The organism is Nocardiopsis dassonvillei subsp. dassonvillei DSM 43111 (assembly GCF_000092985.1).
In the GTDB taxonomy this organism is placed as follows: Bacteria; Actinomycetota; Actinomycetes; order Streptosporangiales; family Streptosporangiaceae; genus Nocardiopsis; species Nocardiopsis dassonvillei.
On record NC_014210.1, the window covers coordinates 888,554 to 911,307 of the forward strand.

Below are 22,754 nucleotides of genomic sequence, written 5' to 3' on the forward strand. Positions count from 1 at the left end.
GACGGCGGCGCGCGTGCGTGACCTGGCCAAGTGCGTACCCGGTCGACGGCCCCGCGGCGGTTCCTCCTAACGTGAGTGCGTTCCCGAGGGCATGACCCCTCTCGACCCGCACACCACGGAGCCCGCCTTGAGCGACCTGTTCGATCCCGTCCGGATCGGCCGCCTGCACCTGCCCAACCGCCTGTTCATGGCCCCGATGACCCGCTCGCGCTGCCGCGGGGGCGTGCCCGGCGACATCACCGTCGAGTACTACGCCCAGCGCGCCTCGGCCGGGCTGATCATCACCGAGGGCATCCAGCCCAGCGTCCGCGGCCAGGGCTACACCGACACCCCGGGCCTGCACAGCGACGAGCAGATCGCGGCGTGGCGGCGCGTCACCGACGCCGTGCACGGGCGCGGCGGGCACATCTTCGCCCAGCTCATGCACGCGGGCCGGGTCGGACACCCCAGCCTCTACCCCGACGGCGGCCTGCCCGTCGGCCCTTCCCCCATCGCCTCGGGCGCGTCCATGTACGACGGCAGGCAGAAGCTCGCGCACCCGGTGCCGCGTGAGATGACCGCCGCCGACATCGACCAGACCCTCGCCGACCACGCCGCGGCCGCGCGCAACGCGATCGCCGCCGGTTTCGACGGGGTGGAGCTGCACGGCGGCAACAGCTACCTCATCGAGCAGTTCCTCTCCGACGGCAGCAACCGGCGCACCGACGGGTACGGCGGCAGCGCCGCCAACCGCGCCCGCTTCGCCCTGGAGGTGGTGGACGCGGTCGTCGAGGCCGTCGGAGCCGACCGCACCGGCCTGCGCGTCTCCCCGGCCAGCAGGCTCAACGGCATCAGCCAGAGCGACCCCCTGGAGCAGTACCTCGCGCTCCTGGACGGGCTGCGCGGCCGTCCCGAACTGGCCTACCTGCACCTGACGGAGTCGGCCTCGGCCGAGTACACCGACGCGCTGCGCAAGGAGTGGCCGGGAACCTTCGTCCTCAACCCCGCCTCCGGCACCGACACCGGACCCGCCATCGCGGCCCTGGCCCGGGAGCGGGCGGACGCCGTGGCGATGGCCGCGGCCTGGATCGCCAACCCGGATCTGCCCGCCAGGATCAGGACCGGCGCCCCCGTCGCGGCCCCCGACCGGGCCACCTACTACGGCGGCGACCACCGCGGCTACACCGACTACCCGGCCCTGGACGCCTGACGCGAAATCCCGTCGACGGGACCGGGCCCGGCCGCCGGCGCGCGGTGACCGCGCTGCCGGCGGCGGCCCCGGGTGTTGGCCGCACCCCGGGCCCCGTCGACGGGATCTGGAACAACCCCCCTAGCACTGAAGGGTTCACCGAAAATGTTACAGACACCCCGCCGGTCTCTTGAGGTCGAGGTACCGGTAAGGGGGTGAATCCCGCCGTGCGCGCCCTCAGTGAGGAGGATCCCCAGGTCATGTGACGCCCGTCCCAACATATGGACACCGGGTACCAGTTCCGGCGGGCCGTCTGCTAGCGTGAGGACCGTTATGCTGCGCGAGCTGCTTCTCCTTAGCGGCCGCGGCGGGGGTCGTTAAAAGGTCGGCTCCCTCGCCGCGGGACTTCGGCTTGTCCTGGTCGACCATGACCAAGCGCCAGATCCACCCGAGGAGCCACCGAGATGGTGCCGCAGCAAAAGCCCAGCCCCATGCCCTTCCACCGCTACAAGCCCTTCGCGCCGGTGGACCTGCCCGACCGCACCTGGCCCTCCAAGAGCATCACCGAGGCCCCGCGCTGGCTGTCCACGGACCTGCGCGACGGCAACCAGGCGCTGATCGAGCCGATGGACCCCGCCCGCAAGCGCGAGATGTTCGAGCTGCTGGTGCGGATGGGCTACAAGGAGATCGAGGTAGGTTTCCCGGCCGCCAGCCAGACCGACTTCGACTTCGTCCGGTCCCTGATCGAGGGCGACGCGATCCCCGACGACGTGCAGATCTCGGTGCTGACCCAGGCCCGTGAGGACCTCATCGAGCGCACCGTGCAGAGCCTGGTCGGGGCGAAGCGCGCCACCGTGCACCTGTACAACGCCACCGCGCCCACCTTCCGCCGTGTCGTCTTCCGCGTGGACCGCGAGGCCTGCAAGGACATCGCCGTCCAGGGCACCCGGCACGTCATGCGCTTCGCCGAGCAGTACCTGGGCGAGACCGAGTACTTCGGCTACGAGTACTCGCCCGAGATCTTCATCGACACCGAGCTGGACTTCGCCCTGGAGGTCTGCGAGGCCGTCATGGACGTCTGGCAGCCCGGCCCGGGCCGCGAGATCATCCTCAACCTGCCCGCGACCGTCGAGCGCTCCACGCCCAACGTCTACGCCGACCAGATCGAGTGGATGAGCCGCAGCCTGTCCCGGCGCGAGCACGTGGTCGTCTCGGTGCACCCGCACAACGACCGCGGCACCGGCGTGGCCTCGGCCGAGCTGGCCGTCATGGCCGGGGCCGACCGCGTCGAGGGCTGCCTGTTCGGGCACGGCGAGCGCACCGGCAACGTCTGCCTGGTCACCCTGGGCATGAACCTGTTCAGCCAGGGCGTGGACCCCCGGATCGACTTCTCCGACATCGACGAGATCCGCCGCACCGTCGAGCACTGCACCCAGCTGCCGGTCGCCCCGCGCCACCCCTACGGCGGCGACCTGGTCTACACCGCCTTCTCCGGCTCCCACCAGGACGCCATCAAGAAGGGCTTCGCCGCCCAGCAGGAGGCCGCCGACGCCGCGGGGACCCCGGTGGAGGAGCACGTCTGGGACGTGCCCTACCTGCCCATCGACCCCAAGGACGTGGGCCGCAACTACGAGGCCGTCATCCGGGTCAACAGCCAGTCCGGCAAGGGCGGCGTCTCCTACATCATGCAGCGCGACCACTCGCTGGACCTGCCGCGCCGCCTCCAGATCGAGTTCTCCCAGGTCATCCAGAAGTTCACCGACGCCGAGGGCGGCGAGTTCGCCGCCGGGCGCATCTGGGAGATCTTCTCGCAGACCTACCTGGCCGAGGGCGGACCGGTCGCGGTGCTGGCGCACCGCTCCACCACCGACAGCGACGGCACCTACCGGATCGAGGCCGACGCCCGGGTCAACGGCGAGATCCGCGAGCTGACCGGCACCGGCAACGGCCCCATCTCCGCGTTCTGCGACGCCCTGACCGACGTCGACGTCAAGGTCCGCGTCATGGACTACGTGGAGCACTCCATGGGCGGGGACGGCGACGCCCGCGCCGCCGCCTACGTGGAGGCCGAGATCGACGGCCGCGTGGTGTGGGGCGTGGGCATCCACAGCAGCATCACCACGGCCTCGCTCAAGGCGCTGTGCAGCGCCATCGCGCGCGTCTGACGCGCGCACGCCCGCGGGCGCGCGGGGCCGCGACCGCCGGGTCGCGGCCCCGGCCCGTTCCCGGACGCTAGAGCAGGCCGAACGGGCCGGGGTCGGGCAGGCCCAGGGCGGCGCACGACTCCCGGTGCGCGCCGGTCAGCTCGCCCAGCGCGATCGGCCTGCGCGAGGTCGCGGCCATGTCCTGGCGCGCCTCGGACGTCCAGGGGAAGGGGCGCAGCGACAACCCCAGCGTCAGGTCCAGCGCCTCTGTCTCCTCGCGCCAGCCCGGCCAGCGCAGGGCGCGGTAGAAGTCCTCCAGGTGGCCGTCCAGCAGCCACAGCATCCAGCCGGAGTAGGCCGTCTCCAGCGGTTCCCACTCCAGGGAGTCAGGCGCGAAGTAGACCATCTCCCCGGGCCTGCCCGGATAGTCCCCGCCCTCGGCCGCGGGCCCGTTGAGGGCGAACACCCCGCCCAGAACGTCGTGGGCGACCACCAGCCGCGGCGGCGGGCCGTACACCACCGCCGCGCTCAGGTCGTTGACCTCGCCCAGACCGGGCAGCTCCGCCCCGCCGCCGCCGTGCACGCGCAGCCACCCCCCGTCGAGGAGCAGGCCGCCGGACTCCAGCGCCATCGCGCCCAGGAAGGAGCGCGCGGTCACCTGGAGGCGGTGCAGGCACGTGCGGCCGCGCTCGGGGTCGACGGGCAGGGCGCGCACGGCGGCCCCGCCCCGCTCCAGGCGTTCGGACAGCAGCGGCCAGGCGGGTTCGTCCACCTCGACCAGTTCACTCAGCTCGCGCACAGGGCCACCTCCCGTCGGGCCGCGAGGGGTCGCGACGGCGGTCCACACTACCGGTCGGCGCCGACGCGTTCGCCGAGGCCTCCGGGAGGGCGAACGGGGCGGCACGCCCTTCGAGCCGCGGACCGCGCGCGTGCGCCCTGCCTCCACCGCGGTCCGGCCGCCGGGCTCCGCCCGCACACGCGGGGCCGCCCCTCCCCCTCCCGGGAGGGGCGGCCCGACGCGCGTGGGCCGGGGGCTACTCCCAGCCGAACATCTGGGTCCAGGCGTTGCCGGACTCGCCGACGCCGATCGCGACCAGGTCGCAGTTGAGGATGTTCCTGCGGTGCCCGTCGCTGTTCATCCAGGCGTCCATCACCTGCTGGGGGCTGGTCTGCCCCTTGGCGACGTTCTCCGCGCCCCAGGCGTCGTAGCCGTGGCGGTCGGCCCGGTCCCCGGGGCCCTCGCCCTCGGGGCTCTCGTGGCTCATGTAGTCGCGCCGGTTCATGTCCTCGCTGTGCTCCTGGGCGGCGGCGGTCAGCCGTGAGTCCACCCGCAGCGGGCCGCAGCCGGCGTCCGCGCGCTGGGCGTTGACCAGGGTCACGACCTGCTCGGTCGCTCCGCCGGCGGGGGCGTCCGGACCGCTGTCGCCGCCACCGCCGCCGTTGCCGCCGCCGTCACCGCCGCCCGAGACCCCGCCACCGGACTCCGAGCCGCCACCGCTGCCAGCGCCGCCGGTGTCCTCGTCCCCGCTGTTCTCGGGAACGGAGGAGGCCTGCGCGCTCTGCGGCTCGACGCCCTCCCCGGAGGGCGCGGGCTCGCGCTGAGGCGTCGCGGTGGGCGAGGCGAAGAAGTCGGCGTCCTCGGAGGCCTCGGGCACGAGCGAGTCGTCGGTGACCGCGGTGCCGAGCCCTCCCTCCCGCGCCTGGCCGTCCGCCGTGTTCCGGAAGGGGTCGAGGCCGGACTCCGCGCCGGTGAACAGCAGAGCGCCCGCCACGACCAGGCCGACGGGCACCGCGGCCATGGGTACCGCGAGCGGTATCGAGCGCAGTCCGCGCCCGGAACGGCGGTGTCGGTCGGCGCTCTTCCTGCGCCTGCCTCGGCGACCACGCGCCATGGGGCCCTCCTCGGGAAGTGGGACGTCGGGGCACGGGCGCGACGGGGCGCCGCTCGCGCGGGGTCCGCGCTCAGGCCGGCCCTCGCTCGTGCCCCGCGGGTCTCGGGTGAACCCGTGTCGGGGAGCGCGCGGGATGCGCGCGGCTGCTCCGGGAGAGTGCCGCGGGGGAAGGGCGGCGGGCCCGACGCGGAGCGCCTAGCGCGTGAGAGTAGAGCAAATGTCGCAAAAAGGGAAACCAAACTGTAATAAAGCTGGTCATAGAGGGGTTTCGTGCTCCACCGTCCGCGTGGACGGTCCGTGGTATCCGCGACAATGGGGATGTGAGTCTCTACCGCGACGAGGGTGTCGTCCTGCGCAACCAGAAGCTGGGCGAGGCCGACCGCATCATCACCCTCCTGACCCGGCGCACCGGCCTGGTCCGCGCCGTCGGCAAGGGGGTGCGCCGCACCAGGTCCCGCTTCGGCGCCCGCCTGGAGCCGTGCACCCACGTCGACCTCCAGCTGCACGCGGGCCGCACGCTGGACGTGATCACCCAGGCCGAGACCGTGCGGGCCTACGGCGAGGCGGTGGTGTCGGACTACTCCCGCTACACCGCCGCCACCGCGATGCTGGAGACCGCGGAGAAGGTCGTCTCGGTCGAGAAGGACCCGGCGCTGCGCCAGTTCCTCCTGCTCATCGGCGCGCTGCGTACCCTGGGTGAGGGAAGCCACGACTCCCGGCTGGTCCTGGACGCCTACCTGCTGCGCTCGCTCGCCGTCGCCGGGTACGCGCCCTCGCTGGCCGAGTGCGCCCGCTGCGGCAGCCGGGGGGAGCACCGCGCGTTCGCGGTCCACGCCGGAGGTATGGTCTGCACGGTGTGCCGTCCCCACGGCTCCGTGCACCCGTCCCCGGACACGCTCCGACTCATGTCGGCACTGCTCGGAGGGGACTGGGAGAGCGCGGACGCCAGCGAGGACAGGCAGCGCTCCGAGTGCAGCGGGCTGGTCGCGGCCTACCTACAGTGGCACCTGGAAAACGGAATCCGATCACTGCGCCATGTGGAGCGTTCTTGAGTCTGTTCAGCTTCGACACCGGTAAACGGCGGGAGTACGCCGCGCCCGTTCCGCACCCCAGCGGCGCGCGTCCCCCCGAGCTCCCCGCCCAGCTGGTGCCCCGGCACGTGGCCGTGGTCATGGACGGCAACGGCCGTTGGGCCAAGGAGCGCGGGCTGGCGCGCACCGAGGGGCACAAGGCCGGTGAGTCCTCGCTCTTCGACGTGATCGAGGGCGCCCTGGAGATGGGCGTGGCCAACCTGTCCGCCTACGCCTTCTCCACCGAGAACTGGAAGCGCTCGCCCGACGAGGTGCGCTTCCTCATGGGCTTCAACCGCGACACCATCCGCAGGCGCCGCGACGAGCTGCACGCGCGGGGGGTCCGCGTCAAGTGGGCCGGGCGCGCGGGGCGGCTGTGGAAGAGCGTCATCCGCGAACTCCAGGACGCGGAGGAGATGACCAGGGACAACACCGCGCTCACCCTCCAGTTCTGCGTGAACTACGGCGGACAGGCCGAGATCGTCGACGCCGCGCGCGAGCTGGCCCGCAGGGCGGCGGCGGGTCTGCTCTCCCCGGAGAAGATCACCGAGGACACCCTCGCCCAGCACCTCTACGCCCCCGACGTGCCGCCCGTGGACCTGTTCGTGCGCTCCTCCGGCGAGCAGCGCACGTCCAACTTCCTCCTCTGGCAGTCCGCCTACGCCGAGTTCGTCTTCCTGGACACGCTCTGGCCCGACTTCGACCGCCGCGACCTGTGGCGGGCCTGTGAGATCTACGCGAGCCGGGACCGCCGCTACGGCGGTGCCGTGCCCAACCCCGTGTCGGAGGAGAAGAAGTGATGGCAGGTTCGGACGGCCCGCTGCTCAGGCCGGGCATGTCGCTCGTCTCGGTGGGCGACAGCTTCACCGAGGGCGTGGGCGACCCCTACCCGGAGCCGGGCGCGGGCTTCCGCGGCTGGGCCGACCGGCTGGCCGAGCACCTGGCCGACGAGCTGGGCGAGGTCATGTACGCGAACCTGGCGGTGCGCGGCAAGCTCATGCGCCAGATCGTCACCGACCAGCTCCCGCCCGTCCTGGCTATGGCCCCGGACCTGGTCACCCTGAGCGCGGGCGGCAACGACCTGCTGCGCCCGGGCGGGGACCCCGAGCGGATGGCCAGGATCCTGGACCACACGGTGGGCCGCCTGCGCGCCGCGGGGAGCCAGGTCGTGCTCTTCACCGGCGTCAACATCACCACGGGTTACATGCGCGGCACCATCGGCCTGTTCGCGCGCTACTACATGCACGTGCGCGCCGTCGCCGACAAGCACGGCTGCCTCCTGGTGGACCAGTGGCCGATGAGGGTGCTCACCGACCCCCGGGCCTGGGACGAGGACCGGCTGCACATGTCCCCCGAGGGGCACCGCCGCCTGGCGCTGCGCGTGGCCGAGGTGCTGGGCGTGCCGGTGACGGAGCGCTGGGACGAGCCGTGGCCGCACAGCGAGCCGGTCGGCTGGACCCGTGCGCGCCGGGAGGACCTGACCTGGGTCAGGGAGTCGCTCGGCCCGTGGATCGGCCGCCGCCTGACGGGGCGCTCCTCCGGCGACACGGTCACGGCCAAGCGCCCGGAGCTGACCCGGATCACCAAGGACCGCTGACCGCCGCCGAACCGGTGTGAGGTGGCTCCCAAAACGCCGAAAACGATCAACCTACTGTCGCGTAACCCTGGCGCGGAGTTGGATGATCGGGCATTATGAGCGGTTTTGGGACGAACTTGGTGCACCAGGACATCCTGTCCTACGTCGCCCTCGGTGACAGCTTCACCGAGGGCATGAGCGACCCCTACCCGGACGGCGGCGGTGCGCCCGACGGCCGCTACCGGGGATGGGCCGACCGCCTGGCCGAGCACCTGGCCGACCACGTCGCGGAGGTGCGCTACGCCAACCTCGCGGTGCGCGGCAAGCTCATCGGCCAGATCGCCGAGGAACAGGTCCCCCGGGCGGTGGAGCTCTCGCCGGACCTGATCACGCTGTGCGCGGGCGGCAACGACATCATCCGCCCCGGCAGCGACCCCGACGCGGTGGCCGTGGCCTTCGCCGCGGCGGTGGAGGAGCTCAGCCGGACCGGCGCGCGCATCGTGGTCTTCACCGGGTTCGACACCAACTGGCAGCCCGTGATGCGCCACATGCGCGGCCGGATCGCCACGTACAACATGCACCTGCGGGCCATCGCCGACCGCTACGGCTGCGACGTGGTGGACGTGTGGAGCATGCGGGTCCTGGACGACGCCCGCGCCTGGAGCTGGGACCGCCTGCACCTGTCCCCGGAGGGCCACCGCCGCATGGCGCTGCGCGTGGCCGAGGTGCTCGGGGTGCCCGTGGAGGGCGACTGGAGGCAGCCGTGGCCGCCCGCCGACCCCCGCGACTGGCGCTCCGCCCGCCAGGAGGACCTGCACTGGGCGCGCGAGTTCCTGGTGCCGTGGATCGGCCGCCGCCTCACCGGTCGCTCCTCGGGGGACAACGTCCGCCCCAAACGCCCCAGCCTGGACCCGCTGCGCCGGGACTGACGCCCCGCGGGGCGCCGCGCGCACGACGCGTCGGCGCTCCGGGCGTGGACCCGCCGGGGCAGACAGCCCCGGCCGGGCCGGGATAGTGTTCCGCTCGACGGAGCCCACCGGTCCACAGCGGGGAACCCCATGCCCGACGAGTCCGCGCGGCGACGCGAGTCCGCACGCGTCCTCAGGACGGTGCTGCGCAGACTGCGTTGGGAGCGCCTGAAGTTCCGGTTGCGGCTCATAGGGCCGCTGCGGTACTACGAGTTCTTCGAGAGCCTCGGGACGGTCGAGGCCCGTTCGGACGAGTCCTACCTGCTGGTGATGGCCTCCCACCCGGGGAACGGGCGGCCCCCGCTCCTGCTGACGCCGGGCTACCACTGCCGCTTCGGGCAGTTCGTCAGGGGGACGGGGGAGGTCAGGTACGCCGAGATCACCCTGACGGTCGACGACGCGGGCAGGCCCCGGCTGCGCTCGGTCGGCCGCACCCACCCCGGCGACCGGGCCGGATGGCGCGCGATGGTCCGCGACATCCGGGCCCTGTGGAGCACCCGGGGGAGCGGCGTCGCCCACGAGGAGGACACCTTCGAGGCGGCCGTGCGCCGCTACCACGCGCGCTGGCCCTCGCCCCGGCGCGGATCGGGGGCCTCGGCGCGCTCCGGGTTCTCCGAACCGGGGGAGGGCAACGCCCACGGGGGTCAGCCGACGGCACAGCCCGTACCCCGCGGGCGAGCGCCCTCGGCACCGCGCCCCCGCCCTCTTCCGCCCCGCTCGGCGCCGAGGCGTTCACCGCCGCCGCGGTGTGGGGTTCGGAGCGGCCCGCCGACCGGGACTGGCACGTTCGCGCCGTGGTGCGCGACGGGGCCGGGCAGACGTCGGTGGCCCGAGCCTGGGGCGGGGCCCGCCGGAAGCCCGACCTGGTGTGGTTCCAGGACAGGGGGGCGCCCAGACCGATCGCGGTGCGCAGTGTGCGGCGCGTGCTCGAGTGGGCTTCGCCCTGGGCCGCGGAGCCCGACCTGGTCCCGAACCTGTCCGGTCCGGCGGGCGGCAGACCGGTCTCCCGGCCGTCGGACCCCTCGCCGGAGGAGGGCCCGCTGACCGGTCGGGCGGCTCCCGCCCCCGCGAGCGGCCCGGCCTCCGACGCCCCGCCCTCCCCTTCCAGCGCGGTGCGGCGGGTGCGGGTGCGCCTCAGGTACCGGGACGCCGACACCGCGCTCATCTACGTGGACGGCGTCGAGCTGGGAACCCTGTGGCGCGGCGGCGGATACGGGTGGGAGCTGCTGGTGGAAGGCTCCGAGCCGGACCTCTTCGTGCCCCTGGAGTCCGCCTTCGACCGGACCGACCTCGGCCAGGCCCTGCCCGAGCTGCTGGCCGAGCACTTCGGCGAGCCGGTCGCCGTGTTCTCGGTCATCACCGAACAGGCCCACCGGCCGTGACGACCGCTCCGCCTAGGAGCAGTTGGCGCAGGTCCCGAAGACCTCCACGGTGTGCGTCACACCGGTGAAGCCGTACCGGGCGCCCATCTCGGCGGCCCACTTCTCCACCGTGGGCCCCTCGATCTCCACCGCGGTCGCGCACACCCGGCACACGATGTGGTGGTGGTGGCTCTCGGTGCCGCACGCCCGGTAGACGGCCTCGCCCTCGTCGGTGCGCAGCACGTCCACCTCACCGGAGTCGCTCAGCGCCTGGAGCGCCCGGTAGACGGTGGTCAGGCCGATCTTGGAACCGTCGGCGCGCAGGTCCGCGTACAGGTCCTGGGCGCTGCGGAAACCGTCGGAACCGGTCAGCGCCTGGCGGACCGCCTCGCGTCGTGTACTCATGGTCTCACCTTCCCCCGCTCAGTCTGGGGCATCGTACCGGTCGAACTCCCACCGGCGGGATCGAAGACCGCCGCGGAGCGGCGCCCCGAGGTGCGGCGCAGCACGCCGCCGACCGCCACGGCCACGCCGAAGACGGCCAGGGCCAGCAGCACGATCGTCGCGCCGGGGGAGAGTTCGGCGTAGAAGGACGTGGTCAGGCCGCCCACCGAGGACAGCAGTCCGATCAGCACGGCCAGGAGCATCGTCACCCGGAAGCTCTTGGTGAGCTGCTGTGCGGCGGCGACCGGGACGATCATCAGCGCGCTCACCATGAGCACGCCCACGACGCGCATCGCGATCACCACCGTCAGCGCGGCGGTCACGGCCAGCAGCACGCTCAGGAAGCGCACCGGCAGCCCGTGGGCCCGCGCCACCTCCTCGTCCTGGCACAGCACGAACAGCTCGCGGCCGAACACCGCCACCACCGCGATCACCCCGGCGGCGAGCACGCCCACCACCCACAGGTCGGACTCCTCCACCGTGCTCACCGAGCCGAACAGGTAGGAGACCAGCGTGGCGTTGCTCGCCCCGGGCGTGAGCCCGATGAGCAGCACGCCACCGGCGATGCCGCCGTAGAACAGCAGTGCCAGGGCCACGTCCCCGCTGGTGCGGGCGCGTACCCGCACCAACTCGATGAGGACGGCGCCCAGCGTGGCCACCACGGCCGCGGTGAGCACCGGAGAGGTGCTGGTGAGCAGGCCCAGCGCCACCCCGGTCAGGGCGACGTGGCCGATCCCGTCGCCCAGCAGGGCCAGACGCCGCTGGACGAGGTAGGTGCCGATGATCGGGGTGACCAGGCCGACGAGCACCGCCGCGACCAGCGCGCGCCGCATGAACTCGTAGTGGAGCAGCTCAGTCACGGCCGGGTACCTCGAGTCGGATCATCTCCGCGGCCGTGGTGCCCGCGGAGTCGGGAGCGTTGGGGTCGGGGTGGGGGTGCTGGTGCTCGTGTCCGGGCCGCGCGCACTCGCCGGTGGGCGCGGGCGCGGCGCCGTCGTGCACCACGCGGCCCGACTCCAGCACCACGGCCCGCTCGATCACGTCCTCCAGCGGGCCCAGTTCGTGCAGGACCAGGACCACGGTCGCGCCGCGCTCGCGCAGGCGGGTGATGGTCCCGGCCAGCGCGCGCTGGTTCTCGGCGTCCACACCGGCCATGGGCTCGTCCATGACGAAGGTGTCGGGCCGACCGGCCAGGGCGCGGGCGATGAGCACGCGCTGCTGCTGGCCGCCGGAGAGCTCGCGTACCGCGTCGCGGCCCCGGTCGGCCAGCCCGACGGTCTCCAGGGCCTCGTCCACGGCCGCGCGGTCGGCGCGGGTGGGCAGGGACAGGCGGCGGCGCGAGGCGACCTGCCCGGAGGCGACGATCTCGCGGACGGTGGCGGGGACGGCGCCGCCGGCGGTGAGCCGCTGGGGCACGTAGCCGATCCGGCGCCAGGCGCGGAACCTGCGCAGCGGGACGCCGTGCACCAGGACCTCGCCGGAGGTCAGGGGCACGATGCCCAGCATCGAGCGCATCAGGGTGGACTTGCCGGAGCCGTTGGGGCCCAGGACGGCCATCGTCTGGCCCGCGGGCACGTCGAGACTCACACCGTCGAGCACAGGGACGCCGTCGTAGGCGACGCGTGCGTCGACGGCCTGGAAGGCGGGCGGCGCGTCGCCCGCGACGGCCTTGAACTGGTCAGACACCGTTCCATTATCACGAAAACGAAAATGATTGTCAAAATATGGCGGATTCGTGATCTTTTCGGTGTCGTCCTGTCAGTAGCCCAGGATCCGCGCCACCGCCAGCACCAGCACGACCACCACCATGAGCACCCGCGCGGCCCGCGGCTGGCCGCCGAGGGAGGGCCAGGTCAGGAACGCCAGCCACGCCACGAACGCGGCGACCAGCAGCAGGCACACCGCGCCGACCGGGCCGGGCGCCACCAGCCCCGCGATGAACAGGGCGCCCACCACCAGCGGCGCCAGCCACCGGGGGCCCTGGTGCAGCCACACGAGCGGCACCGCGCTGCGCTCCTCCACCGCCCTGCGCAGTCCGCCCGCCCTCCTCGCGCGGGGGGAGCCCCCCTCGCGCCGGGGTCGGTCCTGGTCTGGACGCCGCTTCTCGTCACCGTGTTCGGGAGGGGCCATGCTGTCCGTGTCCGCTTCTGGTCCGTGCCGCCGCCGGACAGGCCCGCGCGGGGGCGCGCCCATCCCGAAAAGGTGGGCGGTGGGGCCACCGGGCCTGTGATACTTGTGTCCTGAACCCTAGTGCAGGACCCCGGTCCGCCGCCGGGCGCCGGTGCGGCTGCGCCGAACACCCCCTCCCGTCTTCCGCGCGGCGCACAGCCATCGGTACCGTGTTGACTCTGAGTCACAAAATCCACACCCGCAGTCGTCAATCGTCTGATGCACGCGGCCAGCGCGCCCAGTCGCCCGCGCGGCCCGTCGAACCCTCCGGAGGGTGTCAACTTCCGTGCCCGAAGCCACTGTCATCGTGACGTTCGACGTCACCGAGCCCCACCTGCAGCACTGCCTCGACTCCCTGGCCCGCCAACGCGACGACGGCGGGACCGGCGAGCCCCGGGCGGACGCGCAGGTGGTCCTGGTCCCCGTCCGCGACGGTGACCGCCTCCGCGCCGACGGCGCCGAGCCCGCGGCCGAGTCCGACCCCGAGAACACCGACGCCGACAACGGGGGCGACGAGGACGCCGCCGAGAACACCGAGGGCGACACCCGAGGGGAGGAGAACGAGCAGGGGGACGAGGCCGTCGAACCCGCCCGCGAGGACGCGCTCGCCCTCGCCGCCGCGTTCGCCGCCGCACCGCCGCCCGGCCTCGCCGCCACGCTCCTGACCGGCGAACCCGCCCCCGACCGCCCCGCCGCCCGCGCACGCGGCGCCGCCGCCGCGCACGGCACCCACCTGCTCTTCCTGGAGGGCTCCGACGCCCTCACCGGCTACGCCCTGGCCTACCTCCTGCGCAGCGCGGGCGACACCCGCTCGGACCTGGTCGTCGGCAACGCGTACAGGTTCGACGAGCTGGGCGCCTCCCCGTCCAAGGCGCACCGCAGGTACTGCGGCAGGCACCGCATGGCCGAGGACCCCCGCGCCGTCCCCGGACTCGCCGCCGACGCCACCCTGGGCAACAAGCTCTGGCGCAGGGAGTTCTGGAACTCCCTGCCCGACCACTCCCTGGACCCCGAGGACGCCGACCTGGGCCTGCGCCGGGCCGCCCTGTCCGCGGAGACCGTGGACACCCTGCCCGGCCCCGTCCTGCTCATGCGCCGACGCGAGGCCGCCCGCCGGCCCCTGGACAAGGCCGCGCTCACCCGGCGCCTCACCGCGATGGGCGACCTCGCCGCCGGACTCGCCAGCGCCGACCGCGAGCTGTGGGACCGCACCCTGCTCGGCGGCGAGCTGCACCAGCTCCTGCTGCGCCTGGACGACGCCGACGAGGAGGCCCGCGAGGCCGTCGTCGACTTGGTCAACGCCTACCTCGACCACGTGCCCGCGCGCCTCCTGCGCGGCCTCAACGTGCTCGACCGCCTCCTGTACCACCTGGTGCGCAAGCGGCGCACGGCCGACGTCCTGGAGGTCGCGACCTTCGCCAAGAGCGTCGAGATCAAGAAGGCCACCGTCGTGCGGCGCGGCCTGGGCTACTACGTCAGCTACCCCTTCTTCGAGTCCCAGGAGCCCGACCGGGCGGTGCCGCGCGAGGTGTACCGGCTCGGCGAGGACATCCGGGTCCGCCAGAAGACCGAGGACGTCCGCTGGTCGAGCGGGCGCCTGCACGTCAGCGGCCGCGTCGGCATCCGCCACCTGCGCGCCCGCAGACGATGGCAGCAGCACCTGGCGGCCTTCGCGGTCAACACCGCCACCCGCCGCCGTGTCCGCGTGCCCGTGCGGGTGCGGCTCGCCGCCGAGTACCGCCTCCCCGACGTCATCGACGCCGCCCGCCACGACCACGGGGGCTTCACCGTCATCGTCGACCCCCGCAAGCTGCGCTCCTCCGGCGGTTGGGAGCCCGGAGACTGGAAGCTGGAGCTGGTCGTCCTCAACCGCGGGATCACCCGCCGCAGGATCGTCGCCAACCCCGTCCCCGGCCCGGCCGAGCGCCCGGGCTACCACCGCGTCGAGGGGGACGTGTGGGTGCGCCCGCACTGGAGCAGGGACCGCCAGCTGCTGATCAGCGTCGAACCGGCCCGCGCGCGCGTGGCCGAGCACCGCTTCGACGCCCGCACCGGTGTGCTGGAGCTGGAGGGCGAACTGGTGTCCGCGCCCGCGGCCGAGGCCACCGGGCTGCGCCTGACCCGCCGTCCCGGCACCGCCGCGCTCACCTACCCGGCCACCGTCCACGGCGGCCGCGTCACCGCCCGCGTACGCGCCGACGAGCTCTTCGACCGCAGCGTCACCGAGTGCGGCGGCGTGATCCGCCAGGAGGAGTGGGACGTCCACCTGGTGACCCCGGACGGGCGGGCCGTCGCCCTGATCCTGCCCGACGAGACGGCCACCGCCGCCTACGCGGCCGAGGACGGCCACCGCGAGCTGGCCGTGCTGCGCACCGCGACCGGTCACCTCAAGCTGCGCGCGGGGCACGCCCGGCCCGTGGTCGACCGCGCCCGCTGGGAGGGCCGCGCCCTGCTGCTGGAGGGGGAGTTCTCCGCCGACGCCGAACTGGACCTGGTCGCCCGGGCGCGCGGCCGCGACGAGGAGCACCCGCTGCGGGTGGAGCGCTCCGGCAGCCGCTTCACGGCCCGCTTCGCCCCCGCCGACGTCCCCACCCTGTCCGGCGAGCTGTCCCTGCCCGCGGGCGCCTACCAGCTGGGGGGCCGGGTCAGCGAGGCCGCCGGGGGCGGCGCCGACGCGACGGACGTGGGCGTGGAGTTCTCCGACGCGCTCATCCCCGGCCTGCCGCTGGAGATGCAGACCGGCGAGCGCGCCTACACCCTCTCCTGCCAGGGGCGCGGTGTCCCCGTGCTCCAGGTGGGCAGCGACCTGCGCCCCGCCGAGCGCGGCACCTTCGCCCAGCGCGAGCTGCGCGAGCGCCACTACCCGGCCCGGCGCCGCGAGTCCGTCACCGAGGGCGTGCTCTTCGACAGCTACACCGGCCGCCAGTACTCCGACAGCCCGCAGAGCGTCTACGCGGAGCTGCGGGGGAGGGCGCGCTGGGCGCAGTACCCGATGTCGTGGCTGGTCGCCGACGGCCAGGTGCGCCTGCCCGACGACCTGACCGCCGTGCGGCACCGGGGCCGGGAGTACTACGAGGCGCTGGCCCGCACCCGCTACCTGGTCACCAACTCCCGCCAGCCCCCGTGGTTCCACCGCCACCCCGACCAGGTGGTCGTGCAGACCTGGCACGGCTCGATGCTCAAGCGCATCGGCTTCGACGTCGAGAACATCCGCGGCAAGTCGCGCGACTACTTCGACAAGCTCGCCTGGGAGACCGCGCAGTGGGACTACCTGGTCTCGCCGAGCCCGTGGGCGACCCCGATCCTGCGCAGCGCCTTCCGCTTCGAGGGCGAGGTGCTGGAGACCGGCTACCCGCGCAACGACATCTTCTTCGCCCCCGACCGCGAGGCCGTCGCCGAGCGCACCCGCCGCAGGCTCGGCCTGCCCGAGGGCAGGAAGGTGGTGCTGTACGCGCCGACCTGGCGCGACGACAAGTACTACACGCGCGGCAGGCACAAGCTGGACCTGCACCTGGACCTGCGCCGGATGTACGACAAGCTCGGCGACGACCACGTGCTCCTGGTGCGCAGGCACCCGCGGGTGGTGGACAGCGTGCCGATCGTGGGCAGGGACTTCGTCCACGACGTGTCCCTCTACCCGGAGATCATGGAGCTCTTCCTCATCACCGACGTGCTCGTCACGGACTACTCGTCGATGATGTTCGACTTCGCCAACACCGGGCGGCCGATGCTCTTCTTCACCTACGACCTGGAGAGCTACCGGGACAACCTGCGCGGGTTCTACTTCGACTTCGAGGAGACCGCGCCGGGCCCGCTGCTGACCGAGTCCGACCAGGTGGTCGAGGCCCTGCTCGACATCGACGAGGTGGCCCGGCGCAGCGGGGACGCCTACCGCTCGTTCGTGGAGCGGTTCTGCCCGCTCGACGACGGCCGGGCCGCGGCCCGCGTCGTGGACCGGGTCTTCGGCCGGGAGTGATCCGGGGCCCGTGTCCCGGGGGCCGCGCGTCCCCGGGACACGGCGCCGGGTCGCGCCTCGGGCCTCCGGGGTCCTCGCGGGGTCCCCGCCCCCGGGACGAGGGCCGCCCGGAGCGGGATCCGCGCCTGTGGACAACCGTCCGGGGGCCTCCCGGGTGGGCCACAATGGGACCGTGATCGTCATCACCCGCTACTCCGTGCCCGAGGCCGACACCGCGGCCTTCCAGACCGACGCCGCCACCGCGATCGAGGTGCTCTCCCGCCGCCCCGGCTTCCGAGGCCACCGGGTGGGCCGCGCCGCGGACGACCCCTGCCTGTGGACCGTGGTCACCGAGTGGGACGGCGCCGGCTTCTACCGCAGGGCCCTGTCCGACTTCGACGTCAAGGTCAACGCCGTGCCGCTGCTCTCGCGCGCCATCGACGAACCCACCGCGTTCGAGATCGTGACCGGGGGTGGGGCCCCGACCTGAGACCCGTCCGGGCGGCTTCCGCACGCTTGGGTACGGTTCCCGCACCTCCAGGGATGGTTTCCGCACCCCTGAAGAGGGTTGCCGCACCCTCGAAACGTGCGTGCGGGCACCCCTGGTTGCTCTAGCCTGGGTGGACGCGGTCGTCGCTGTTGCCGCTCCCTGGTTTCGGCGGCGCCGCATTTCCACACCAACCGATGTATCGCGCACGCGATCCACCGACACCCAGCCGGATGGAGAGTTCCCCATGGCCGCCAAGTCAGAGGCAATGGACGCACTGGTCAACCTCGCCAAGCGCCGAGGTCTGGTCTACCCCTCCAGCGAGATCTACGGGGGTCTGCGAGCCGCCTGGGACTACGGCCCCCTCGGCGTCGAGCTCAAGAACAACGTCAAGCGCCAGTGGTGGCGCTCCATGGTGCAGGAGCGCGACGACATCGTCGGCCTGGACTCCAGCGTCATCCTGGCCCGCGAGGTCTGGGAGGCCTCCGGCCACGTGACGGCCTTCGTCGACCCGCTCACCGAGTGCCAGTCCTGCCACAAGCGCTTCCGGGCGGACCACCTCGTCGAGGCCTACGAGGAGAAGCATGGCCACGAGCCCGCCGAGGGCCTGGCCGCCATCGCCTGCCCCAACTGCGGCGCCAAGGACTCCTTCACCGAGCCGCGCATGTTCAACGGCCTGCTGCGCACCTACCTGGGCCCGGTCCAGGACGAGAAGGGCCTGGCCTACCTGCGCCCGGAGACCGCCCAGGGCATCTTCATCAACTACAAGAACGTCGAGCAGAGCGCCCGCCGCAAGGTTCCCTTCGGCATCGGCCAGATCGGCAAGTCGTTCCGCAACGAGATCACCCCGGGCAACTTCATCTTCCGGACCCGCGAGTTCGAGCAGATGGAGATGGAGTTCTTCGTCAAGCCCGGCAGCGACGAGGAGTGGCACCAGCACTGGATCGACATCCGCCACCAGTGGTACGTCGACCTGGGCATCGCCAAGGACAACCTGCGCCTGTACGAGCACCCGCAGGAGAAGCTGTCCCACTACTCCAAGCGCACCGTCGACATCGAGTACCGCTTCAACTTCCAGGGCTCCGAGTGGGGGGAGCTGGAGGGCATCGCCAACCGCACCGACTACGACCTGCGGACGCACTCCGAGGCCTCGGGCGTGGACCTGTCCTACTTCGACCAGGAGAGCAACGAGCGCTACATCCCCTACGTCATCGAGCCCGCGGCCGGTGTCGACCGGGCGGTGCTCACGTTCATGCTGGACGCCTACAACGTGGACGAGGCGCCCAACGCCAAGGGCAAGCTGGAGAAGCGCGCCGTTATGCGCCTGGACCCGCGCCTGGCCCCGGTCAAGGCCGCGGTGCTGCCGCTGTCGCGCAACGCCGACCTCTCGCCCAAGGCCCGCGACCTGGCCGCCAGGCTGCGCAAGCGCTGGAACGTGGAGTTCGACGACGCCGGGGCGATCGGCCGCCGCTACCGCCGCCAGGACGAGATCGGCACCCCGTTCTGCGTGACGGTGGACTTCGACACCCTGGAGGACGACGCGGTGACCGTGCGCGAGCGCGACACCATGTCCCAGGAGCGCGTGTCCCTGGACCGCGTGGAGACCTACCTGTTCGAGCGCCTGCCCGGCTGCTAGCCATCGGCGCGGCGAGGGCCGTCCGTCCCCGACCGGGGCGGGCGGCCCTCGTGCTTTCGCGGAGCCCGGACCCTCCGGCGGGGGCTGTCCGGAGCGCGGAACCGGTCGGGTGGAAAGCTCGGTGCCATGGGAAAGATCCACGACTCCATCGGTGACCGGCTCGCGCGCTTCCTCCTCGCCCAACCGGTCTTCTTCGTGGGGACCGCACCGCTCGCCGGGGACGGCCACGTCAACGTCTCACCCAAGGGGATGAGCGGGACGTTCGCTGTGCTCGGCGAGCACCGGGTGGCCTACCTCGACTACACCGGTTCCGGTGTCGAGACCATCGCCCACCTGCGAGAGAACGGCCGGATCGTGCTGATGTTCTGCGCCTTCGACGGGCCGCCGAACATCGTCCGCCTCCACGGCACCGGCCGGGCCGTGCTCCCCGAGGAACCGGGGTTCGATGAGCTGCGTGCCCACTTCCCCAAGGAACGCACCCTGGGCCAGCGCGCGGTCATCGTGGTCGACGTCCGGCGTATCTCCGACTCCTGCGGGTTCTCCATGCCGCTGATGGACCTGCGCGGCGACCGGGACCTGCTGGACCGCTACCACGAACGCCGCGATCCCGCCTACTTCGACGACCATCGGCTCACCCGCAACTCCGCCAGCGTCGACGGACTGCCGGGCCTTCCGCCGACCGCCTGAGGGGTGGGCTCGGGGCTGAGGGCACGGCGAGACGGCCGGACCCGGGGGGATTGGATTCCGGCCGCCTCTTCGGCCCCCCGGCCGCACACGACCGCGGGAACCGGTTCTCAACCTAGCGGTAGGGGGTGCGCGTTACGCGGTCGTTTGGTGTGTCTTGTCCTGTCGTGTGAGCGAATCGTGACACCGGCGGAGATCCAACTCGATACCTCGCTCTACTATGCCTAGCTCTGCTAGGGTAAATAACCCTAGCGGAACTAGGTATAGGAAGTGCGCGTGCACATCGACAAGGACCTGGTCGCGGCGTCGGCCACACCGCTCGTCCTGGGCATCCTGGCCGAGGGCGAGTCCTACGGATACGCCATCGTCAAACGCGTCAAGGAGCTCTCCGACGGCCGGATGCAGTGGACGGACGGCATGCTCTACCCCCTGCTGCACCGCCTCGAACGCAACGGCTACGTCCGGGCGTCCTGGGGCGCGTCCGAGACGGGGCGCCGCCGCAAGCACTACGCCATCACGGAGGCCGGGCTGGAGACGCTGGCCGAGCGGCAGAAGCAGTGGGACGTCGTCGCCGACGCCCTCCAGCAGGTGTGGCAGGCCGCGTCGCGCCCACCGGTCCTCGGGGACGCCGCGGCGGGGGGGATCGCCTGATGAGCGGGAACACACGCGGTGACGTCCTGGAGGAGCAGATCGACCAGTGGCGCGGCTTCGTGCGCCGCCGCCGGGCCATCTCCCCCTCCGACATCGAGGAGATGGAGGACCACCTGCGCGAACAGATCGCCGATCTGGGGGCGAGCGGCCTGGACGACGAGGAGGCCTTCCTCGTCGCGGTCAGGCGCATGGGCAACCTGGACGAGGTGTCGCGGGAGTTCGCGCGCGAGCACTCCCACCGGCTCTGGAAGCAGCTGGTCCTGGTCCCCGAGGCCGAGGACGGGGCGGGCGGCCTCGCGCGCTGGCGCGAACTCGGCGTGGTGATCGCCTTCGCGCTCGGCGCGGGGCTCGCGGTCAAGCTCCTGTTCACGGCGGTCGACGACGAGTTCGCGCAGTTGCGCAACGTCGCCTTCGTGGTGCTCCCGTTCCTGGCGGGGTGGTTCGCCTGGAAACGGCGGGTCACCTGGCGCGTGTGCGCGGCGCTGGCCGCCGTCGCGGCGGTACCGGCCCTGGCCGTGAACCTCTACCCGTTCGAGACGGCCCCCGGGCCGTTCCCGGGCCCCGGCATGACCGCCGTGCTCGCGTTCACGCACGCCCCGGTCCTGCTGTGGCTGCTCGTGGGCGTCCTGCACACGGGCGGGCAGTGGCGGTCCCACGACCGGCGCATGGACTTCGTGCGCTTCGTGGGCGAGCTGGTGATGTACCTGGCGCTGATCGTGCTGGGGTCCGCGGTCCTGGTCGGCCTCACCTTCGGGGTGCTCTCCCTGGTGGAGGTGGACCTGGAACCGTTCATGGAGGACTGGCTGCTGCCGTTCGGCGTGCCCGGCGCGCTCCTGGTGGCCGCGTGGCTGGTGGAGGCCAAGAAGAGCGTGGTGGAGAACATCGCGCCCGTCCTGACCCGGGTCTTCACGCCGCTGGCGGTCCTGATGCTGCTCGCGGACCTGGTGGCGCTCCTGGTGAACGGTCCGCTGACCACGGTGGACCGCGAACTGCTCATCATCATGGACGCCGTTCTGGTGCTGGTCCTGTTCCTGCTGCTGTACTCGGTCTCCGCCCGCGCCCCGCTGTCCCCGCCGGGTGTGTTCGACTGGCTCCAGCTCGCGCTGGTCGGGGCGGCGCTCGCGGTGGACGCCGTCGCGCTGACGGCGATGCTGACCCGTATCGCCGAGTTCGGGTTCACCGCCAACAAGACCGCCGCGCTCGGTCTCAACCTCGTGCTGCTGGTGCACCTGGCGTGGTCGGCGTGGCTGATGGCGGGTTTCGTACGGGGCACCCGCCCGTTCGCAGCGATCGAACGGTGGCAGACGGCCTACCTGCCGGTCTACGCGGTCTGGGCGGGGCTGGTCGTGCTGGTGTTCCCGCCGGTGTTCGGTTTCGCCTGATCCGGGTGGCGGTCACGCCCCCCGTGTGCCGGGCCCCTCCCCGAGGGACCCGGCACACGGGGGCGCGCGGCCTGCGGTCAATGGACCGGGAGACGCGGTGCCCGGTCTTTCAGCCCGTGGTGTGGGCCGCGAAGGGCACCCCCGGTCGCGGTGCCCGGTCTTTCAGCCCGTGGTGTGGGCCGCGAAGGGCACCCCCGGTCGCGGTGCCCAGTTTTTCAGCCCGTGGTGTAGACCACGAACGACACCGCGACATAGTGGCAGACGAACGCCGCGATGGTCAGCGAGTGGAAGATCTCGTGGAAGCCGAACCAGCGCGGCGCCGGGTCGGGCCACTTGAGCCCGTAGACCACCGCGCCCACGCTGTAGAGCACCCCGCCCACCAGGATGAGGATCCACGTCGCCGGGTGGGTGCCGCCGATCAGCTGGGGGATGAACAGCACCGCCACCCAGCCGATGGCCAGGTACAGCGCGGTGGACAGCCAGCGCGGTGCGTTGAGCCACAGCATCTTGAAGCCGACCCCGGCGATCGCCCCGCCCCAGATCAGCGCCAGCATGGCGGTGCGCAGTGTGCCTTCGAGCACGAGCAGCACGAACGGCGTGTAGGTGCCCGCGATGATCAGGTAGATGTTGGAGTGGTCCATGCGGCGCAGCACCTTCTGCGCGCCCGGCGACCAGCGCCCCACATGGTAGACCGCCGAGGTGGCGAAGAGCATCACCGCGCTGAGCGCGTACACGGCGCTGGCGATCATGGCGGGCGTGGTGGGGGAGAGGGACACCAGGACGATGCCCGCCGCCAGGGCGAGCGGGGCCGTCCCCAGGTGCAGCCAGCCGCGCAGCCGCGGTTTGACCGCCTCCAGCAGCTCCTCGGCCGCCGCCGCGGCCCTCTCGGGCACGGACGCGTCCGAGGGGGTGCCGGATCCCGGTTTCCGCCCGCCGTCGCGCGGGGCCCCGTGGTCCTTCCGGTCGGCCTCCGTACGCCCGGTACCCCGCGCCTGTTCCTCCGACACGCTGCACTCCTCCATCCCGCGGTCCGCCCCGCTGCGGGCCCACCCGAAGCCTAACCTACGGCTCCGTAGGTTACTGGTGGGTAGACCTGTGTTTCGCGGCACAGGCATTCTCCCGTGGCGGATGTGGCACAGGATTGGTCGTGTGCGCTCCCGTGGCGGA

The 22,754-nt window shown here is 72.6% G+C and carries 20 protein-coding genes; 13 read left to right on the top strand and 7 right to left on the bottom strand.

Features of this window, described 5'->3' with window-relative positions:
- The first annotated feature begins 127 nt into the window (after positions 1 to 127).
- Both NDAS_RS03605 and leuA read left to right on the top strand, forming a co-directional pair.
- Positions 128 to 1,189, top strand: a complete 1,062-nt coding sequence (locus NDAS_RS03605; protein ID WP_041552305.1) for an alkene reductase — start codon at positions 128 to 130, stop codon at positions 1,187 to 1,189.
- A 443-nt stretch (positions 1,190 to 1,632) separates the two neighbouring features.
- Positions 1,633 to 3,333, top strand: coding sequence for a 2-isopropylmalate synthase (gene leuA / locus NDAS_RS03610; protein WP_013151778.1), 1,701 nt, complete (start codon positions 1,633 to 1,635; stop codon positions 3,331 to 3,333).
- A gap of 67 nt (positions 3,334 to 3,400) precedes the next feature.
- Here leuA and NDAS_RS03615 read toward each other — a convergent pair whose 3' ends face one another.
- Positions 3,401 to 4,111 (bottom strand): DUF2625 domain-containing protein, encoded by a 711-nt coding sequence (locus tag NDAS_RS03615; RefSeq protein WP_013151779.1) that lies wholly within the window; start codon positions 4,109 to 4,111, stop codon positions 3,401 to 3,403.
- A 235-nt stretch (positions 4,112 to 4,346) separates the two neighbouring features.
- The gene (locus NDAS_RS03620) at positions 4,347 to 5,204 is read right to left on the bottom strand and encodes a CAP domain-containing protein (RefSeq protein ID WP_013151780.1); all 858 of its coding nucleotides are present in this window, start codon (positions 5,202 to 5,204) and stop codon (positions 4,347 to 4,349) included.
- Positions 5,205 to 5,524: 320 nt separating this feature from the next.
- On the opposite strand from NDAS_RS03620, the gene recO reads away from it, so the two are divergent.
- The 5 genes from recO to NDAS_RS03645 all read left to right on the top strand — a co-directional run bounded on the left by recO (position 5,525) and on the right by NDAS_RS03645 (position 10,200).
- A complete protein-coding gene (gene recO, locus NDAS_RS03625) occupies positions 5,525 to 6,256 on the top strand; it encodes a DNA repair protein RecO (protein ID WP_013151781.1) in 732 nt (243 codons plus the stop codon).
- A complete protein-coding gene (locus NDAS_RS03630; protein WP_013151782.1) occupies positions 6,253 to 7,074 on the top strand; it encodes an isoprenyl transferase in 822 nt (273 codons plus the stop codon). The genes recO and NDAS_RS03630 overlap by 4 nt, the downstream gene beginning before the upstream one ends.
- Positions 7,074 to 7,871, top strand: a complete 798-nt coding sequence (locus NDAS_RS03635) for an SGNH/GDSL hydrolase family protein (protein WP_013151783.1) — start codon at positions 7,074 to 7,076, stop codon at positions 7,869 to 7,871. Before NDAS_RS03630 ends, NDAS_RS03635 begins: the two co-directional genes overlap by 1 nt.
- Positions 7,872 to 7,966: 95 nt before the next feature.
- Entirely contained in the window at positions 7,967 to 8,779 is an 813-nt protein-coding gene (locus NDAS_RS03640; protein WP_197724869.1) for an SGNH/GDSL hydrolase family protein, read from the top strand.
- Between the two features lie 962 nt (positions 8,780 to 9,741).
- Entirely contained in the window at positions 9,742 to 10,200 is a 459-nt protein-coding gene (locus tag NDAS_RS03645; protein ID WP_126625045.1) for a hypothetical protein, read from the top strand.
- Between the two features lie 12 nt (positions 10,201 to 10,212).
- Here the strand turns inward: NDAS_RS03645 and NDAS_RS03650 are convergent, their stop codons facing one another.
- From NDAS_RS03650 to NDAS_RS03665, 4 genes are all read right to left on the bottom strand, one after another.
- The gene (locus NDAS_RS03650; RefSeq protein ID WP_013151786.1) at positions 10,213 to 10,584 is read right to left on the bottom strand and encodes a Fur family transcriptional regulator; all 372 of its coding nucleotides are present in this window, start codon (positions 10,582 to 10,584) and stop codon (positions 10,213 to 10,215) included.
- On the bottom strand, positions 10,581 to 11,483 hold the full coding sequence (locus NDAS_RS03655) for a metal ABC transporter permease (protein WP_013151787.1): 903 nt from the start codon (positions 11,481 to 11,483) through the stop codon (positions 10,581 to 10,583). Before NDAS_RS03655 ends, NDAS_RS03650 begins: the two co-directional genes overlap by 4 nt.
- Positions 11,476 to 12,309, bottom strand: coding sequence for a metal ABC transporter ATP-binding protein (locus NDAS_RS03660; protein ID WP_013151788.1), 834 nt, complete (start codon positions 12,307 to 12,309; stop codon positions 11,476 to 11,478). Before NDAS_RS03660 ends, NDAS_RS03655 begins: the two co-directional genes overlap by 8 nt.
- A gap of 72 nt (positions 12,310 to 12,381) precedes the next feature.
- Positions 12,382 to 12,753, bottom strand: coding sequence for a DUF6703 family protein (locus tag NDAS_RS03665; RefSeq protein WP_013151789.1), 372 nt, complete (start codon positions 12,751 to 12,753; stop codon positions 12,382 to 12,384).
- Positions 12,754 to 13,078: 325 nt separating this feature from the next.
- Here NDAS_RS03665 and NDAS_RS03670 point away from each other — a divergent pair, with 325 nt between their 5' ends.
- The 6 genes from NDAS_RS03670 (at position 13,079) to NDAS_RS03695 (ending at position 21,587) form a co-directional block, all read left to right on the top strand.
- Positions 13,079 to 16,768 (top strand): CDP-glycerol glycerophosphotransferase family protein, encoded by a 3,690-nt coding sequence (locus NDAS_RS03670; protein ID WP_013151790.1) that lies wholly within the window; start codon positions 13,079 to 13,081, stop codon positions 16,766 to 16,768.
- Between the two features lie 172 nt (positions 16,769 to 16,940).
- On the top strand, positions 16,941 to 17,237 hold the full coding sequence (locus NDAS_RS03675) for an antibiotic biosynthesis monooxygenase family protein (protein ID WP_026337919.1): 297 nt from the start codon (positions 16,941 to 16,943) through the stop codon (positions 17,235 to 17,237).
- Positions 17,238 to 17,481: 244 nt separating this feature from the next.
- Positions 17,482 to 18,870 carry a glycine--tRNA ligase gene (locus NDAS_RS03680; RefSeq protein ID WP_013151792.1) on the top strand — a complete coding sequence of 463 codons (1,389 nt, stop codon included), beginning with the start codon at positions 17,482 to 17,484 and terminating at the stop codon, positions 18,868 to 18,870.
- A gap of 126 nt (positions 18,871 to 18,996) precedes the next feature.
- Complete coding sequence (locus tag NDAS_RS03685) at positions 18,997 to 19,557, top strand: pyridoxamine 5'-phosphate oxidase family protein (protein WP_013151793.1); 561 nt, start codon at positions 18,997 to 18,999, stop codon at positions 19,555 to 19,557.
- Positions 19,558 to 19,830: 273 nt separating this feature from the next.
- Positions 19,831 to 20,205, top strand: a complete 375-nt coding sequence (locus tag NDAS_RS03690; protein WP_013151794.1) for a PadR family transcriptional regulator — start codon at positions 19,831 to 19,833, stop codon at positions 20,203 to 20,205.
- The gene (locus tag NDAS_RS03695) at positions 20,205 to 21,587 is read left to right on the top strand and encodes a permease prefix domain 1-containing protein (protein ID WP_013151795.1); all 1,383 of its coding nucleotides are present in this window, start codon (positions 20,205 to 20,207) and stop codon (positions 21,585 to 21,587) included. The genes NDAS_RS03690 and NDAS_RS03695 overlap by 1 nt, the downstream gene beginning before the upstream one ends.
- A gap of 215 nt (positions 21,588 to 21,802) precedes the next feature.
- On the opposite strand, the gene trhA is transcribed toward NDAS_RS03695, so the two are convergent.
- A complete protein-coding gene (trhA, locus tag NDAS_RS03700) occupies positions 21,803 to 22,609 on the bottom strand; it encodes a PAQR family membrane homeostasis protein TrhA (RefSeq protein WP_013151796.1) in 807 nt (268 codons plus the stop codon).
- Between the last annotated feature and the right edge of the window lie 145 nt (positions 22,610 to 22,754).

Bases quoted from the DNA above. Each gene is read 5' to 3' on its own strand.
- leuA (WP_013151778.1), top strand. From the start codon at position 1,633: ATGGTGCCGCAGCAAAAGCCCAGCCCCATGCCCTTCCACCGCTACAAG.
- NDAS_RS03620 (WP_013151780.1), bottom strand. From the start codon at position 5,204: ATGGCGCGTGGTCGCCGAGGCAGGCGCAGGAAGAGCGCCGACCGACAC.
- NDAS_RS03635 (WP_013151783.1), top strand. From the start codon at position 7,074: ATGGCAGGTTCGGACGGCCCGCTGCTCAGGCCGGGCATGTCGCTCGTC.
- NDAS_RS03640 (WP_197724869.1), top strand. From the start codon at position 7,967: ATGAGCGGTTTTGGGACGAACTTGGTGCACCAGGACATCCTGTCCTAC.
- NDAS_RS03650 (WP_013151786.1), bottom strand. From the start codon at position 10,584: ATGAGTACACGACGCGAGGCGGTCCGCCAGGCGCTGACCGGTTCCGAC.
- NDAS_RS03665 (WP_013151789.1), bottom strand. From the start codon at position 12,753: ATGGCCCCTCCCGAACACGGTGACGAGAAGCGGCGTCCAGACCAGGAC.
- NDAS_RS03680 (WP_013151792.1), top strand. From the start codon at position 17,482: ATGGCCGCCAAGTCAGAGGCAATGGACGCACTGGTCAACCTCGCCAAG.
- NDAS_RS03685 (WP_013151793.1), top strand. From the start codon at position 18,997: ATGGGAAAGATCCACGACTCCATCGGTGACCGGCTCGCGCGCTTCCTC.
- NDAS_RS03695 (WP_013151795.1), top strand. From the start codon at position 20,205: ATGAGCGGGAACACACGCGGTGACGTCCTGGAGGAGCAGATCGACCAG.
- trhA (WP_013151796.1), bottom strand. From the start codon at position 22,609: ATGGAGGAGTGCAGCGTGTCGGAGGAACAGGCGCGGGGTACCGGGCGT.